This is a genomic window from Bifidobacterium sp. H6bp9, from assembly GCF_032193695.1.
Classification (GTDB): Bacteria; Actinomycetota; Actinomycetes; order Actinomycetales; family Bifidobacteriaceae; genus Bombiscardovia; species Bombiscardovia kimbladii.
Genome location: NZ_JASTZY010000001.1, coordinates 276,112 through 292,133 on the forward strand (window position 1 = coordinate 276,112; position 16,022 = coordinate 292,133).

At 61.5% G+C, this 16,022-nt stretch carries 14 protein-coding genes; 3 read left to right on the forward strand and 11 right to left on the reverse strand.

What is annotated here, in order from left to right:
• Positions 1-83: 83 nt before the first annotated feature.
• Entirely contained in the window at positions 84-782 is a 699-nt protein-coding gene (locus tag QRX40_RS01100; protein ID WP_313835739.1) for an HdeD family acid-resistance protein, read from the reverse strand.
• A gap of 176 nt (positions 783-958) precedes the next feature.
• Between QRX40_RS01100 and QRX40_RS01105 the strand changes: the two genes are divergently transcribed.
• Positions 959-3,052, forward strand: a complete 2,094-nt coding sequence (locus QRX40_RS01105) for a M13-type metalloendopeptidase (protein WP_313835741.1) — start codon at positions 959-961, stop codon at positions 3,050-3,052.
• Between the two features lie 122 nt (positions 3,053-3,174).
• On the opposite strand, the gene QRX40_RS01110 is transcribed toward QRX40_RS01105, so the two are convergent.
• Positions 3,175-3,684: a single-stranded DNA-binding protein gene (locus QRX40_RS01110; protein WP_313835742.1), complete on the reverse strand. Its 510-nt coding sequence runs from the start codon at positions 3,682-3,684 to the stop codon at positions 3,175-3,177.
• A gap of 370 nt (positions 3,685-4,054) precedes the next feature.
• On the opposite strand from QRX40_RS01110, the gene QRX40_RS01115 reads away from it, so the two are divergent.
• Entirely contained in the window at positions 4,055-4,909 is an 855-nt protein-coding gene (locus QRX40_RS01115) for an exodeoxyribonuclease III (RefSeq protein ID WP_313835743.1), read from the forward strand.
• Positions 4,910-5,039: 130 nt separating this feature from the next.
• On the opposite strand, the gene QRX40_RS01120 is transcribed toward QRX40_RS01115, so the two are convergent.
• On the reverse strand, positions 5,040-6,854 hold the full coding sequence (locus QRX40_RS01120) for a proline--tRNA ligase (RefSeq protein ID WP_313835745.1): 1,815 nt from the start codon (positions 6,852-6,854) through the stop codon (positions 5,040-5,042).
• 220 nt (positions 6,855-7,074) lie between these two features.
• Between QRX40_RS01120 and QRX40_RS01125 the strand changes: the two genes are divergently transcribed.
• Positions 7,075-7,557 carry a GNAT family N-acetyltransferase gene (locus QRX40_RS01125; RefSeq protein WP_313835746.1) on the forward strand — a complete coding sequence of 161 codons (483 nt, stop codon included), beginning with the start codon at positions 7,075-7,077 and terminating at the stop codon, positions 7,555-7,557.
• Between the two features lie 33 nt (positions 7,558-7,590).
• Here the strand turns inward: QRX40_RS01125 and QRX40_RS01130 are convergent, their stop codons facing one another.
• The 8 genes from QRX40_RS01130 to rpmE form a co-directional block, all read right to left on the reverse strand.
• Positions 7,591-8,997, reverse strand: a complete 1,407-nt coding sequence (locus tag QRX40_RS01130; protein ID WP_313835747.1) for a PIF1 family DEAD/DEAH box helicase — start codon at positions 8,995-8,997, stop codon at positions 7,591-7,593.
• Positions 8,998-9,037: 40 nt separating this feature from the next.
• A complete protein-coding gene (orn, locus tag QRX40_RS01135; protein ID WP_313835748.1) occupies positions 9,038-9,739 on the reverse strand; it encodes an oligoribonuclease in 702 nt (233 codons plus the stop codon).
• Between the two features lie 194 nt (positions 9,740-9,933).
• A complete protein-coding gene (gene guaB / locus QRX40_RS01140; RefSeq protein ID WP_313835750.1) occupies positions 9,934-11,481 on the reverse strand; it encodes an IMP dehydrogenase in 1,548 nt (515 codons plus the stop codon).
• A 66-nt stretch (positions 11,482-11,547) separates the two neighbouring features.
• Entirely contained in the window at positions 11,548-12,738 is a 1,191-nt protein-coding gene (locus tag QRX40_RS01145; RefSeq protein ID WP_313835751.1) for an MraY family glycosyltransferase, read from the reverse strand.
• On the reverse strand, positions 12,735-13,382 hold the full coding sequence (locus tag QRX40_RS01150; protein ID WP_313835752.1) for an L-threonylcarbamoyladenylate synthase: 648 nt from the start codon (positions 13,380-13,382) through the stop codon (positions 12,735-12,737). Before QRX40_RS01150 ends, QRX40_RS01145 begins: the two co-directional genes overlap by 4 nt.
• 121 nt (positions 13,383-13,503) lie before the next feature.
• A complete protein-coding gene (prmC, locus tag QRX40_RS01155; protein ID WP_313835754.1) occupies positions 13,504-14,427 on the reverse strand; it encodes a peptide chain release factor N(5)-glutamine methyltransferase in 924 nt (307 codons plus the stop codon).
• 23 nt (positions 14,428-14,450) lie between these two features.
• Positions 14,451-15,539, reverse strand: coding sequence for a peptide chain release factor 1 (prfA, locus tag QRX40_RS01160; protein WP_045924736.1), 1,089 nt, complete (start codon positions 15,537-15,539; stop codon positions 14,451-14,453).
• A gap of 103 nt (positions 15,540-15,642) precedes the next feature.
• Positions 15,643-15,855: a 50S ribosomal protein L31 gene (gene rpmE, locus QRX40_RS01165; protein ID WP_015022244.1), complete on the reverse strand. Its 213-nt coding sequence runs from the start codon at positions 15,853-15,855 to the stop codon at positions 15,643-15,645.
• Between the last annotated feature and the right edge of the window lie 167 nt (positions 15,856-16,022).

A 16,022-nucleotide genomic window follows, 5' to 3' on the forward strand; every position in this document is an offset into this window, starting at 1 on the left:
TGGTGCCCGCGGGTGCCGCCCCTCAGGATCCTGCCCAAGTACTACCTCTCAGTATTATCGGGTCACTCGGACGAGTCCGGCTCTCAGTTCCGGCCGAAGGTGAAGGCCCTGATAATGGAGACGACTCCCAGCACCAGAAGAGCGCACCCGCTGAAGATAACCAGGAAGATGACGGAGCTCAACGGGTAGATCATGACGATGATCCCGGCGATGATGGAGACGATGCCGGAAAAGATGGCCCAGCCTGAATGCGGGAGCCCCCAGGAGGCGGCCAGGCTCATCACGCCCTCCATGATCCAGCTGATGCCCACAATGATGGTGACCAGCAGGGTCAGCGCTGAAGCGGACAGGGCCGTGTTCCTGACGATAACGATGCCGCCGACGGCGATCAGAGCGCCAAAGAGGACACCCAGCACCCGCCAACCGCCGGGAAGTCCCCTGGACACAATGGAGGTGGCCAGACGGACCACGCCGGAGATGATGAAGTAGATGCCCAGCACCACAGTCACGGCGATCAGGGTCTTGTCCGGCCTGAGCAGCAAGGCCAGACCCAGGATGACTCCAATCACGCCCATGACACCCATGATGACGCGGATGGCCCGCAGGGTTCTGAATCCCAGATCCTCGGCGATCATGGAGAAAGGATCCATCCGTGGCGGGCGCCCCTGATAGCCGGGGTATTGCCCATACTGACCATAATTATTCTGGTATTGGCCGCTATTCTGCCCAGAATCCTGACCACCGTACTGGTTGGGCTGACCGCCCTGCATGGGATCCGTCATACCGTCCTCTTTCGCTCGCTCAGGGCGGCCAATGGGCCGCCCCGTTACCGTCTTCCAAGTGTAAATCACCAACAGAGGCAATCGCGGCTTTTCCCTTCGGCGGATGATTCGCCGGTCCGCCGATTTCCGGTGACCGCAGGGCATGGCATGTCACCAAAGATGGCTAGGCTTGTACCATGGCACAATCTACAGAATCCACGACCTCCTCCGGACTTGATCCGGCCTCCTTCTCTTCGGTCATTCGCCCTCAGGACGATCTTTTCCGCTTCGTCAACGGCCCCTGGATCGACACCTACAGTCTGCCCGAGGACCGCTCCCGGTTCGGCTCCTTCGACAAGCTTGCCGAGGATGCCGAAGCACAGATCCATGAAATCCTTGAGGATCCGGAATCCCCGGCCATCAAGTCGGCCCTGCTCTATCGCAGCTTCCTGGACACCGATGCCATCGAGGCTGCGGGAATGGAACCCATCCGCTCCGACCTGCAGGCCATCGATGCTGCACCCGACAAGAAGGCATTGACCAGACTGCTCGGCCAGCTCAATCCGACTGGCGGCCCCGACCTGTTCGGCATCGCCATCTATGGCGATCCGGGCGACGCTGGCGTCAACGTGGCTCACATGGAGCAGGCCGGGCTTGGGCTCCCCGACGAGGCCTACTACCGGGAGAAGAGCTACGCTCCAGTCCGCCAGGCCTACACCGACATGGTCGCCTCATTGCTCAGGCTCTCCGGCTACGCCGACGACCAGGAGGAAGCCCACAGGCAGGCGGAGTCTTTCCTTGAGGTCGAGACGCGCGTAGCGGCACGCCACTGGGACAATGTATCCACCAGAGATGAGGATCGCACCTACAATCCCACCACCCTAAAAGACTTGGAGTCAACGCTTGCCGATTTCGATCTGCACACTTGGATCGAGTCCTGGCAGAGGGCCTATGCCTCCAGCCCGGTCGCCAATCGGCAACCAGTCGATCTGAACGCAGCCCTGTCCAGGACCATCGTGCATGAACCCTCCTTCCTGCAGGGGTTGAACGAGCTATGGAAGACCAGCGACCTGGATGACCTTAAGCTCTGGGCCCGCGTACACACTCTGATCGAGTGGGCAGGTCTGCTCAGCAGCGACTTCGATCAGGCCAGGTTCGACTTTTACGGCAAGGTCCTTTCAGGCACGACCAAGATGCGTGACCGCTGGAAGCGAGCCGTCTCCCTGGTCAACGGCATTTGCGGCGAGGAGGTCGGACGCGAGTATGTGCGCCGGCACTTCCCTGCTTCCAGCAAGGCTCGTATGGAGGCCTTGGTCAAAGACCTGATCGACGCCTACCGGGTCTCCATCACCTCCAGCGACTGGCTGGGCGAACAGACCAAGGTCAAGGCACTGGCCAAGCTGGACAAATTCTCGCCCAAGATCGGCTACACCGAGCACTGGCGCGACTATACGGCCCTGGCTGTGGACGAAAAGCTGGGCCTGGTCGACAACGTACGGAGGGCCAACCTCTACGAGTCCGGTTATCAGTTCGGCAAGGCCGGCCAGCCCGTGGACAAGGAAGAGTGGCTGATGAACCCTCAGACAGTCAACGCCTACTACGAGCCCACCCTGAACGTCATCGTCTTCCCCGCAGCAATCCTGCAGCCGCCCTTCTTCAACCCGGAAGCCGACGATGCTGTCAACTACGGAGGCATAGGGTCGGTCATCGGCCACGAGATCGGTCACGGATTCGACGACCAGGGCTCCAAGTACGACGGCGACGGACGTCTGCAGGACTGGTGGACCCCGCAGGACCGTGAGAACTTCGAGCAGCGGACCAAGGCGCTCATCGAGCAGTACAACGGGTTCGTCCCCCAACAGCTTGCCGAGAAGTACGCCGACAAGCCCGGGCAGGCACCTCATGTCAATGGGGCGCTGACCATCGGCGAGAACATCGGAGACCTGGGAGGCGTCAACATCGCCATCAAGGCCTATGCCCTCTCCTTGCAGAAGCGCCGGGGCGGCACAGCCGGGACAGACGATGCGGCCATGGACCAGGCGCTGGCCTTGGCTCCGGTCATGGACGGCTACACCGGCCTGCAGCGGTTCTTCCTGTCCTATGCCTCCATCTGGAGGACCAAGAACAGGGATCAACTGGCTGAACAGTATTTACAGATTGATCCCCACTCCCCTGCTGAATTCCGCACCAACGGCATCGTCAGGAATGTGGATCGCTTCTATCAGGCCTTCGGGGTCACCGCCAAGGACGGCATGTGGCTGGAACCCGCCGCACGGGTCAGGATCTGGTAAGCCAGCTCGATTGAGATCGTTGGCTGTTTGACGGTTTCAATCAGCCTGCTGATCAAGGTGGGAGGCCGACGGGAGTCAGTCGGCCTCCCACCTTCGTCTTGCTCGGCCAAAACAACCTTTGCTCATCCGACATTGGAAGCCTCCGCCGATGTCCGCTCGGCTGCAGATGATGCAGATGATGCTGAGGCAGTGTCGGGCGGCGATGATGTCAGCGGAGTGGTCCAAGGATCCGGACCGGCAGCCCCCTCATCAACGGGCCCAGCACCTGATTGGATCTTGGTGAAGGTGTCCTGTCCCCTGGCCAGGTCGTGACCGATGCCATCGGCCACCAAGACCAGGCTGTTGTGCGATTGACCATCACTAGTCCATTCCTCCGTCACCAAGGATCCGGATACGATGACCGGATCGCCCTTGTGCAGACAGGCCAGGGCATTAACCGCCAGAGTCCTGAAAGCCTTGACCGTCAGCCAGGTGGTGGATTTTCGTTTCCACACCCCAGCAGAGGCATCGTAATAGGCCGGGGTAGAGCCCAGCCTGAAGGAGCAGACCGGTGTGGTGCCCGGCTGTCCCAGACGGGCTGGCTGGGTCCCCATAAAGCCGAAGACGGTCGTTTTTATTTCGTTGATGGACATATCGGAACCTCTCTGTCGATGGTATGAATCCGACGCGGTAAACCTGTCGGTCTATCACTAATTGCGCGGCGGTGAAGCCATCCGACGGAGAATCCCAAGCCAGAGCGCGGATAATCGGAGCGGGGGAAGGGACTGGCCCCAGCCAGGAACCCTCCGTCGAACGGTGAATCCATCCTGCCTCCGCACACGTCCCCGCACCCGACCTGCTGGCCATTGTGGTCGAACGGCCTCGGCCTGGTTCCCGTGGTGGACAAGCCACCCCATGGCTGGGTTCCGAATGCCCCCGTCACCGCCCCGGACCATTGAGCATCGGTCCTGGGCTAAACTGTGAGAGCAGATACATCGGCACGGTTTGGAAGGACCCGCAGTCATGGTTCACACGCTGGTCAGTTGGAACATCGATTCGCTCAACGCCGCCCTGCTTGGCAAGAGCAGCCGCAGCGCCCTCTCCCTGAAGGTGGTGGAGACCATACGGGATCTGGACCCTGATGTCGTAGCCATCCAGGAAACCAAACTCAACGGTGACCAGAAGAAATCCGCAGGCATCCTTAAGGCGCTCATGCGCTACTTCCCCGATTACCAGGAGGTGGACCGCCGCTCCGAGCCCCCGGCCCGCACAGGCTATGCAGGCACGCTCATGCTCTACCGCAAGAGCCTGCCGGAGCCTATCGTGACCCGCCCCCGCATCGGCGCTCCGGACACCATGGACGACGAGGGCCGCATGCTCACTCTGGAGTTCCCGGACTGCTTCGTCACCACGGTCTACACCCCCAATTCCGGATCGGGACTGGTCAGGCTCAAACCACGTGGCGTCTGGGACGATTGCTACCGCCGCTACCTGCAGGGGCTGGATGCCCGCAAGCCGGTCCTGGCCTGTGGCGACTTCAACGTGGCCCACGAGGAGATTGACATCGCCAACCCGGGTTCCAACCATCACTCAGCCGGCTTCACCGACCAGGAGCGCGAGAAGTTCGGCCTTCTGCTGGATGCGGGCTTCACCGACACCTTCCGAAAGATCCATGGCGATGCCGCCGGCTTCTACGACGATCACCGCAGCGTCTACACTTGGTTCGCCCAGCGGGCCCCAAAGAGCAAGATCAACAACTCCGGCTGGCGCATCGACTACTGGCTGACCTCCAACCGGATCGCTGGCCAAGTCAGCACCAGCGAACCGGTGGACACCGGCGAGCGCCAGGATCATCTGCCCATTCTGCTGCGCATCTGACCTGATAGATTCCTGAACCCAAACCGATACAACCAGAAGGGTGGGGTCTTGGTCGCATACATCATGACGTGACCAAGACCCCACCCTTCTGTATCAGTTGCGATAAGCAACTATATGAGTGCGGCATAACCTACTGCAGGGCGCCTATCCTATCCACGATCACCTGATCGGCCTGATCGGCAGGAACTGCCTGCACATCCGAGCCGTCGCGATTGCGGATCTCAATGGTGCCGTTGGCGATGGTGTCTCGACCGGCAATGGCGACCAGGGGCACCCCGATCAGCTCTGCATCTTTGAACTTGACCCCAGGAGACACCTTGGGCCGGTCGTCATAGATGACTTCAACGCCACGGTCCTCCAAGTCGGCGACCAGCTTCTCAGCGGCATCGAAGGCCTCCTGCTTCTTGCCGGTGGCCACCACATGAACCGCGGCAGGAGCGACAGCCTTGGGCCAGGCCAGACCCTTGTCATCGTGATGCATCTCGGCGATGCAGGCCAGCACACGGGAGATGCCGATGCCGTAGCAGCCCATCCAGACCGGCACAGCCTTGCCGTTATGGTCCAGGACCTTCAAACCCAATGCGTCAGAGTATTTCAGCCCAAGCTGGAAGACCTGGCCAATCTCCACGCCACGCTCGAAGCTGAGCGGCCCGGAACCGTCAGGGCTCATGTCACCGTGACGCACTTCGGCGGCTTCCACCACTCCGTCGGCTTGGAAGTCACGCCCGTAGACCGCATTGGCCAGGTGCACGCCTTCGGCATCAGCCCCGGTCACCCAAGCTGAACCGGGCGCCACATGGGCGTCGAGAAAGTAGCGAATATGAGCGGCGGACTCAGTGTCCGAACGCTGAGGACCCAAAACGCGGGGTCCGATGTATCCCTTGACCAGCTCGGGGTGGGCAGCAAGGTCAGCCTCGCTGGCCTCCTCAATCTCGGCAGGAGCGAACTGGGCTTCCAGGCGCTTCATGTCCACCTGACGGTCGCCCGGCAGGCCGACGGCCACCAGCTCCCGCCAGCCCTCGGGATGGTCATCATCCGCAGGGTGCTTGACGGCCACAACCAGGTTCTTCAGAGTATCGGCAGCAGTCCAGTCCCGGCCGTCCTCACGAGGATGCAGCTGGTTGAACCGTTCCACCAGAGTGTCGATGGTAGTCGAGTCGGGAGTGTCCAGCTCCTGCATGGCCGGGGTCGCAGTGTAATCGATGGGATCGGGACGCGGGGTGGTCAGCGCCTCCACGTTCCATGCCTTCCCCGAGGGAGCCAGGGCAAAGGTGTCCTCGCCTATGGGCAGCGGAGCCAGGAATTCCTCCGACTCGGATCCTCCCATGGGTCCGGAGACCGCGTGGACGATCACGTAATTGACGCCCAGACGCTTGAAGATTCGCTCATAGGCGCCGCGCTCATCCTGGTAGGCCTTCTGCAGCCCCTCCTTGTCCACGGTGAAGGAGTAAGCGTCCTTCATGATGAACTCGCGACCCCTGATCAGCCCGGCACGGGGACGGAACTCGTCGCGGTACTTGGTCTGGATCTGGTAGAGAACCACGGGCAGGTCCTTGTATGAGGAGTACATGTCCTTGACCAAAAGGGTGAACATTTCCTCATGGGTGGGGGCCAGCAGATAATCGGCGCCATGCCTGTCCTGGAGGCGGAAGAGATTCTCCCCGTACTCCTCCCAGCGGTGGGTGGCCTCGTAGGGCTCGCGAGGCAACAGGGCCGGGAAGTGAACCTCCTGGGCGCCAATGCCGTTGATCTCCTCCCGGACGACGGCCTGGACCTTGTCAAGGACCTTCAGACCCAGCGGCAGCCAGGTGAAGATGCCGGGGGCTACCTTGCGGACATAGCCGGCCCGCTGCAGGAGTTTGGCCGAGTCCACATCGGCGTCGGCCGGATCCTCCCTGAGGGTCCGCAGAAAGAGGGTTGACATGCGCATGGCTTTGGTTCTCATACCTCCCAAAGATATGCGCGCAAAGGGACAAGCAGCTCCAGGGGAAGCTACATGACGATTCGCGCAACCAGGCCCGAAACCAAACAGCATATGCAGGTGAAAGTCGGTAAATTCATAACCGGGCATCTATCCAGCTCTAAGTCCCTTCATTGGGACAGCCAAGATATAGTGGTTGTATATCGAACAGGTTTTCTGATTTACAAGGACAAGGCGGGCACCTATGTCATCAGAGCCGGGTGTGACCATCCAGACCTTTACCAACCTCGACGCAGAGCACATGACGCTCCTCCTAGAGGCCGATCCCTCAGAACGGATAATCCATGACGTTTTCGCCCATTCCTGCGCCTACGAAATCCGAGTGGGACAAACTCTGGCCGGTGTCATGCTGCTTGCCAGACCGAACACGGATACCTTGGAAATTACCAATATCAGTGTGGACCGCGCTTTACGCAGACTGGGAGTCGGAAGCAGATTAATAGACCGAGCCAAGATGGAGACCGTCAGACTGGGCCTGAGAAGGCTGGAAGTCGGGACCGGATCCACCAGTTTTGGGGCCCTTTGCTTCTACCAGACATGCGGGTTTCGCATGGACCGCATTGAACGGGATTATTTTGTCAATCGCTACGCGCATCCCATTGTCGAGAACGGAATCACCCTGAGAGACATGGTCCGCCTGTCATGGCGTCTCGAACTGCCCAAATGACCGCACCGGGCCAAGACCGATAAGGACGACCCTTCAGAAAAGCTGGTCCTGGCTGAATTCGTCTTCTGGCTCCTGACCGACGGCCCGCTTGGTGAAGGACTCGGGACCTTCATCCTTCAGACGGGCGCAGGCCGCCTTGGATTCGGCCCTCAAACCCGCATCCAGAACGACGGCATCGGGAGAGACCAGGAAGGCGTGCTCATTGATGCCCGTCAGGTAGAGCCCATCCAGGCTTTCCACACGCGAGAGGGCCACGTAGCCCATACCTGGCGCGAAGGTCCGTCTCAGGTCCATGACTGCCCTGTCCAGGGTCATCCCCTGGGACTTGTGGATGGTGATTCCCCAGGCGCAACGAAGGGGAACCTGATTGACGGCGGCCAAGACCGTGTCCCCGTCCATGGTCTCCCAGGCGGCCGGCTTCATGGTGACCACGTTGCCGTTCTGGAAGGAGACGATCGGCCATCCCCCCTTGGCCGAGCTGGTGAATCCGCTGACGGTGCCGATAGAGCCGTTGACATATTGATGGTCCTGGTCGTTGCGCAGGGCCATGACCGCGGCCCCGGTCTTCAGGGCCAGATCCTCGGGGGCCAGCATGTTCTTCTTCAGCCGTTCCACCAGCCTGGCCTCGCCGCGGGATGTGGCCTGGTAATGGTGGGCCTCTTCGTCGATGGCGGCCAGACGCTGATCATTGAGCGTGTCGGCCTGCTTGTTGACCGGGAAGAGGTGGACCGCCACCTGGCCGGGGGCGGGCACTGCGCCGACACGGGCGGCCAGGACCTCATGGTCCTCCTGGGTGACGCCACCCTCTCTGATGTCAGTCAGGACGGTCAAGAGCTGGCCATCGTCCTGGCGGTGCTGCTCGGTCAGGTAACAGATGACCGGGTCCAGGTCCTGCCAGACCAGTGATTCTGTTACGAACCCATCCGGGTCCTTGCCGGCCTGGGCATAGCGTTCCCGGGCAGCCTGCAATTCAGGGCTGGGCAGTATTCCTGCAGCACGGTTGGATCGCGTCACCGGCGGCAGCTGGAAGAAGTCCCCGGAAAGGACCACCTGGATCCCTCCGAAGGGTTCAGGGCTGTGGCGAACGGCCCGGCAGGCCTGGTCCACCATGTCGAAGAGCCAGGCGTGCATCATGGAAACCTCGTCGATGACCAGGATGTCGGTGCCCTCGATCTGTCTGCGACGGCGGGTCTTGATCCGTTTCAAGAGCGATTCGGTCATGCAGGTAGCGATGCCTACTCCGCTCCAGGAGTGGATGGTCTGGCCGTTGATGTGCGTGGCGGCGATGCCGGTCGAGGCGGTCACCGCCACCACCGCCCCGGCCTGACGGGCCTGGGCGACGAACTCGCTGAGCACAAAGGTCTTGCCTGACCCGGGGGCGCCCGTGATGAAGGCATTGGCCCCCGCACTCAATATGGTCAAGGCTTCGGATTGCTGCATGCCTCCATGGTGCCACGTCAGAGGTACATGGCCATGCCTGTCAGTAGTCGGTCTTCTCAGGCTTGTTGGCGTCCTCGACCGGATTGCCGGACTCTTCGTAATGACGCAGCAGGCTGGTCTGTTCGATCTGTTCCGCCCCGGCCTTGGACTGCGCCTGGTCAGGTCCGGGAGCCGGAAGGAAGAACATGGAGCGGTAGTAGCGCAGTTCGTCCATGGACTCGATGATGTCGGCCAGGGCCCTGTGGCCGCCATGCTTGGCTGGCTTGTTCTTGTAGACGTCCGGGTACCAGCGGCGGGACAGCTCCTTGAGGGTGCTCACGTCGATGACCCGGTAGTGCAGAAGATCCATCAGTTCAGGCATGTACCTGTCGAGGAACTTCTTGTCGGAGCCCACGGAGTTGCCTGCCAGATGAGCCTTGCCGTTCTTGGGCAGGAAGGGCTTGACGTACTCGATCACCTGACGCTGGGCCTCCTCAAGATCCAGGCCGGTCTTCATCTCCTCGATCAGGCCGGAGGAGGTGTGCATCTTCCTGACGAAGTTTCCCATATGGTCCAGGGCCGCCTGGGAGGGCTTGATGACCAGGTCGATGCCCTTGTCCAGGACCTTCATGTTGAAGTCGGTAGGCACCACGGAGACCTCGCACAGCTCGTCATGGAAGATATCCAGACCGGTCATCTCGCAGTCAATCCAGATCATGCGGGATTCCTCCGCAGAGAAAGTCAGATCATTGTTATCGCTCATCTGTACGCCTTTCAGATCCGGGTCGCGCACCGGATCGCTTCTTCCGCCGTCTTGAACGGAACATTACAAGATACCGCCAGCACGTGACCGGCGGGGGGTCCGCCAGCACAGCCGACCGGACCATGACTGACTTGTGATATGCAATCGGCGCAGGTCCTGATGAGATCCTGCGCCGATCACCTGCCTATCTTGGCTCAGTTGTGGAAGCCTGAGTAGTTGGGGGCCTCCTTGGTCATGACGATGTCATGGGGATGCGATTCACGCAGACCGGCATCGGTGATCCGAATGAACCGGCCCTTGCGCTGCAGCTCGGGGATGGTTCGGGCACCGGTGTAGAACATGGTCTGATGCAGGCCGCCGACCAGCTCGTAGAGCACATAGTTGAGCGGACCGCGGTAGGGCACCTCGCCCTCGACACCCTCGGGCACCACCTTGTCGGAGCTGGTGACATCGGCCTGGAAGTAGCGGTCCTTGGAGTAGCTCTTCTTGCCGCGCGGAGCCATGGCACCCAGCGAGCCCATGCCCCGATAGACCTTGTACTGCTTGCCATGCAGGAGGACCTTCTCGCCAGGAGCCTCCTCAGTGCCTGCCAGCAGACCGCCCAGCATGACCGAATCGGCCCCTGCCACGATGGCCTTGGCAATGTCGCCCGAGTAATGGATTCCGCCATCGGCGACCAGCGGGATCCCGGCTGGGCGGCAGGCCAGTGCAGCATCGTAGACGGCGGTCAGCTGGGGCACGCCCACACCGGCAACCACGCGGGTGGTGCAGATGGAGCCGGGGCCCACGCCGACCTTGACCGCGTCAACGCCGGCATCGATCAGCGCCTGGGCGCCCTCGCGGGTGGCCACGTTGCCGCCGATCACATCCACATGGTCGAAGGCATGATCTGCCTTGATCCTGCGAATCATATCCAGCATGAGCTTGGCATGGCCATGGGCGGTGTCCACGACCAGGATGTCGACCCCGGCATCGGCCAGGGCCGTGATGCGCTGCCAGGCATCGCCGAAGAATCCGACAGCTGCAGCCACACGCAGCCGTCCGCGCTCATCCTTGGTGGCCTCGGGGTACTGCTCGGTCTTGACGAAGTCCTTGACGGTGATCAGCCCGGTCAGCTTGCCCTCGTCATCGACCAGGGGAAGCTTCTCCACCTTGTATTTGGCCAACAGCTCATGGGCATCTTCCTTGGTGATGTTGGACGGGCCGGTGATCAGATGGTCCTTGGTCATGATGTCGCTGACCTTGAGTCTGTCGAAGTCGGCAGGATTGACGAAGCGCATGTCACGGTTGGTGATGATGCCCACCAGCTGCTGCCGACGATCCACCACGGGCAGACCGGAGACCTTGTAGGTGGAGCAGAGCTTGTCCAGGTCGGTCAGCGTGGCATCCGGGGTGACGGTCAGGGGGTCGGAGATCATGCCGGACTCGGACCGCTTGACGATGTCGACCTGATTGGCCTGATCCTCAATGCTGAGATTGCGGTGGAGGACGCCGATGCCGCCGTTGCGGGCCATGGCCACAGCCATGGTGGCCTCCGTGACGGTGTCCATGGCAGCCGAAAGGACCGGGGACTTCATGGTGATGTTCCGAGTCAGCCGGGTGGTGGTATCTACCTCGGAGGGGATGACATCGGATTCGTTGGGCAGCAGGAGGACGTCGTCATAGGCCAGACCGATTTTCTGGAAGGCGTCGGGAAGTTGAGTGTAGGAGGAGGGTTCGCTTTGTGGGTTTTCCATAGCCATAGCACCATGCTACAAGTGCTTCTTGACCGTTCACTGCACCGTGTCCGCACTATTTCACTGGGTGAATCAATTGTCCTCATCTTTGTCGTGGCGGCTCTTGCGATGCCAGTGCGGTCTGGCCGCATGCTGTGAACCTTGGGCGGCGAGAAGAGCGTTCTCACGCCTGATTTCGGGAAGGCGACGACGATAGTAGGGGTAGAGGGTAGCGAAGGTCAGCAGCATGGCGGCCAGGGCCAGACCGATCAAGACATATCTCAGTGGGAAGAAAAGAATAAAGAGCGAGCCGAAGGCAATCAGGGCGGCCCAGCCCCAGAGGATCAGGACCGCGGACCGAACCGTGTGACCGATGCGCAGCATACGATGGTGCAGGTGCATGCGGTCGGGGTGCATGGGTGATTGCCCGTGGCTGAGCCGCCGGACGATGGCCAGGCACATGTCCAGAACGGGCAGAAAAAGCACCAGGATGGGCAAAAGAATGGGCATAAAGGCCGGCAGATAGATGCTGGCGTGAATGGTGGCCGGATCCAGCCGACCAGTCACCACAATCGAAGCGCAGGTGATCAAGTATCCCAGCAGCATGGATCCTGAATCGCCCATGAAGAGCTTGGCCGGATGCCAGTTGTGCAGGAGGAATCCCACGCAAATGCCCACCATGGCCACGTCGATCAGGGTCGCCAGGGAGGCATAGTCGGGCGAGATGCGGGCGATGATATAGGAGTAGATGGCGAAGGCGATGCCCCCGATGGCTACGATGCCTGCAGCCAGGCCGTCCAGGCCGTCCACAAAGTTGACCGCATTGATGGAGGCCACGATCAGGAAGGCTGTGATGGCCATGGACAGGCTGGGCGAGGCCGCCACCAGGGATCCCAGAGGCAGGGAGATGATCTGGATGCCACCCCAGGAGACGAAGACCGAAATCAGCAGCTGGCCGGCCAGCTTGAGCATCCAGTCCAGGTCCCAAAGGTCGTCGGCTATGCCCAGCAGGCAGATGGCCACGGCCCCGGCCAGAATGACCCAGGCCTGATGTCCGGACTGGAAGAGGCCCGTGATGAAGGGAATGCGGGAGGCGAAGCACATGGCCACGGCAAAGCCTATCAGCATGCCCAAGCCGCCCATACGGGGGGTGGGCACCTTGTGCACGTCCCGAGCGCGGACCACACCTACGGCACCGACCCGGATGGCGAGATGACGAACCATGGGCATGACCAGCCAGGTGGCTCCGCCAGCGATGGCAGCAATGAACAGGTATACCCTCACTGACCCTCCCCTCTGCTGGTCTGGCCGGACAGTATTGCACGGACCCGAGTCTCGCCTATGACGCCCTGCCGCAGCACGTGTATTCCGTCAGGATCATTCTTGTCGGCTTCCACCACCGTGCTGGCCACTGAGCCAGGGGTCGGCCCCCCGTCCAGGTAGAGATCGACGCTGTCACCCAGCTCGGATTCGGCCTGCTGGACGGTCTCCACGCTGGGATTGCCGGATCGATTGGCACTGGAAGCAGCCAAAGGTCCGGTCACCTGCAGGAGGGCCCGGCAAATGGACGAGTCAGGCACCCTGACGGCCTGGGTGGGACCCTCGGGCTCCCTTCGAGGGGTGCGCAGAGGGCAGGAACTTCCTACAAGGGCAATAGGCGAAAAGGGGCCCGGCAACAGGGCATCGGACAGGCGATCCAGAGGCGCAGGCAGGCTAAGATCCAGACGGTCCATGGCCTCCGCCCCATCCAACAGCACCTGGATGGACTTGGTCCTGGGACGGTGCTTGGCCTGGAAGAGCCTATCGATGGCCGCGTCATTGCATGGATCGCAGACGATGCCATAGACCGTGTCGGTAGGAATGACCGCCAGCCCCCCGGCGGCCACCACCTGGGCCAGTAACTGCGGCGACCGACTGTCATAGGTCATCACCCGGCTCATACCCTGCATCACGACCTTTCGGCTCGACATGTTCATGTGACCAGCTACCAATCTATCCCAGGACCCCGGCAGCCCGCCAGGACCTGAAGAACCGCGGATCTGCGTCCCGTCACCCTGGCCGTCGGGCTGTCAGGTAGCGGTCGCGGCCAGCCAGATCCCGGTGTGTGCGCGCATCCAGGTACCCTCGCTCCTGTGCAGCTGCAACCATGGCCGCCCCCTGGGAGGCGTCATGCTCCATGACCAGCAGACCGCCGGGTGCCAGCAAAACCATGGCCCTGTCCAGAATGCGGCAGGGCACAAGGCACCCGTCGGGTGAACCGCCATAGAGGGCCAGGTCCGGATCCCAGTCACGCACCTCGGGCTGGCTAGGAATCGCATCCATGGGGACGTAGGGAGGGTTGCTGATGACCAAATCCACATGGGCATCCAGATCAGACAGGGCGGCGGAATCCGTGGCATCAGCCAAAAGCAGCTGATAGTCGGATCCAGCCTCCCGAATGGCAGCCTCCTGAGCGGCGGCATTCAACGCACCCCACCGATATGCCTCCTTGTACACCTCCACGGCCCGAACCCGCGCCCCTGGAACCTCTGTGGCCAAGGACAGGCCGATGGCTCCACTGCCGGAACACAGATCCACTGCCAGTGGATGATCCACTCCAGTCAAGGCATTGATACCTGCCTGAACCACCGTTTCGGTCTCAGGACGGGGGATAAAGACCCCCGGACCCAGGCGGAGATCCAAATAACGAAAGCAGGCGTGGCCAAGAATGTACTGCAAGGGTTCGCGTCCGACCCGCCTTTGCAGATAGGACTGATAACGGTCCAGGGCCGCCGACTGGGAGTCATCGGCCTGTCTGCGACCAACACCGTTCGTCAGCAGTTCCTCAGCAGTCCGATCCAAGAGCAGCGCCTGATCCAGCTGGTGCAGATCGCACCCAAGGGCATCGGCCAGCAGCAGCCTGGCATCATTGAGCGGAGTGGGCAGGCCAGCCTGGGCCAGCAGGTGATGGCCTCTATCGACCAGCTCAGCCATACTGGTCCCGCGCTCCTGCTGATTCACCCCTGCGAAGCCATTCTGCGGGCCTCATCAGCTTGAATGTCGGAGTCGATGACGGCCTGCAGATCGCCGTCCAGCACCTGTTCCAGGTTGTAGGCCTTGTAGCCGGTACGGTGATCCACGATCCGGCTCTCTGGGAAGTTGTAGGTCCTGATACGCTCGGACCGATCCAGGGAACGGACCTGGGAATGGCGCATGTCTGCAGCCTGGGCGGCCTCCTCCTCGTGCTTCATGGCCAGCAGACGGGACTTGAGCACCCGCAGGGCGGCCTGGCGATTCTGTATCTGGGATTTCTCATCCTGCATGGAGACCACGATGCCGGTGGGAATGTGGGTCATCCGCACAGCAGAGTAGGTGGTGTTGACGGACTGTCCTCCCGGGCCGGAGCTCATGAAGATGTCTACCTTGAGGTCCTTGGGGTCGATCTCGATCTCGTCGTCGTCCTCGTCAGCCTCTGGAAAGACGATGACTCCGGCAGCTGAGGTCTGAATACGGCCCTGGGACTCGGTGACGGGGATGCGCTGGACCCGATGCACGCCGCCCTCGTACTTGAGCGAAGCCCAGACGCCGTCGGCCGGAGCCACCTGGCCGCGAGCGCGAATGGCCAGCTGAGCATCCTTGACCCCGCCCAGCTGGGTACGGTTCTCGCTCATGATCTCAGTGGTCCAGCCGCGTTTTTCGGCATAACGCACATACATGCGCATCAGATCGCCAGCGAAGAGGGCCGCCTCCTCGCCGCCGCTGCCGGCCTTGATCTCCATGATCGTATCGCGGCCGTCATCGGGATCACGCGGAATAAGCGCGGTGCGCAGGGCCTGTTCCAGATCCGGTATTCGGTCAGCCATGGCCTTGGCCTCTTGCGCGAAGTCAGGATCCTCCCGTGCCATTTGTTCGGCGGCCTGGCTGTCTTCCAAGGCGCTTTGATAGGCCTTGTAGGCTTCAACGATGGGTGCGAGCTCAGCATGCCTGCGGCCCAACTTGCGGATCTGCGCCGGATCTGAAGCCGTTTCGGGCTGACTCATCTGCTTTTCCAGGCGACCGTACTCCTCGACGGCAGCCACCGCCGCCGGAAACTGCTCCTCGCTCATCTACACCCTTCCCGTCCGCTCATCCGCATGGTTCAAGTCATAAAAAACGCCAGTCCCCGCCGGGCATAGCAGAGCGACCCGGAAGGGACTGGCGTTGGAAGTGCTACTTGGTCCTCTTGCCGTAACGGGCTTCGAACCGAGCCACGCGACCACCGGTGTCCAGAATCTTCTGCTTGCCGGTGTAGAAGGGGTGGCAGTGCGAGCAGACATCAACCGTCATATGATCGCCGGGAGCGGTCGAACGGGTGATGAAGGTATTGCCGCACGAGCACGTGACCTCAACGGGATGATAATCGGGATGAATTCCCTGCTTCATGGTTACTCCTAGATTCAAGGGCCCCGGGTCGACCGCCCCTGTGGCGGACGTGAACCGGCAACCGCGTAATAGTCTAGCGCAACCCGGGGAGAATACGACCCCCTTGCGCCACACGCCGAATCAGCCAACCGGTGTGGCGGACCGCGCGCCCTTTAGAATCAAACAGT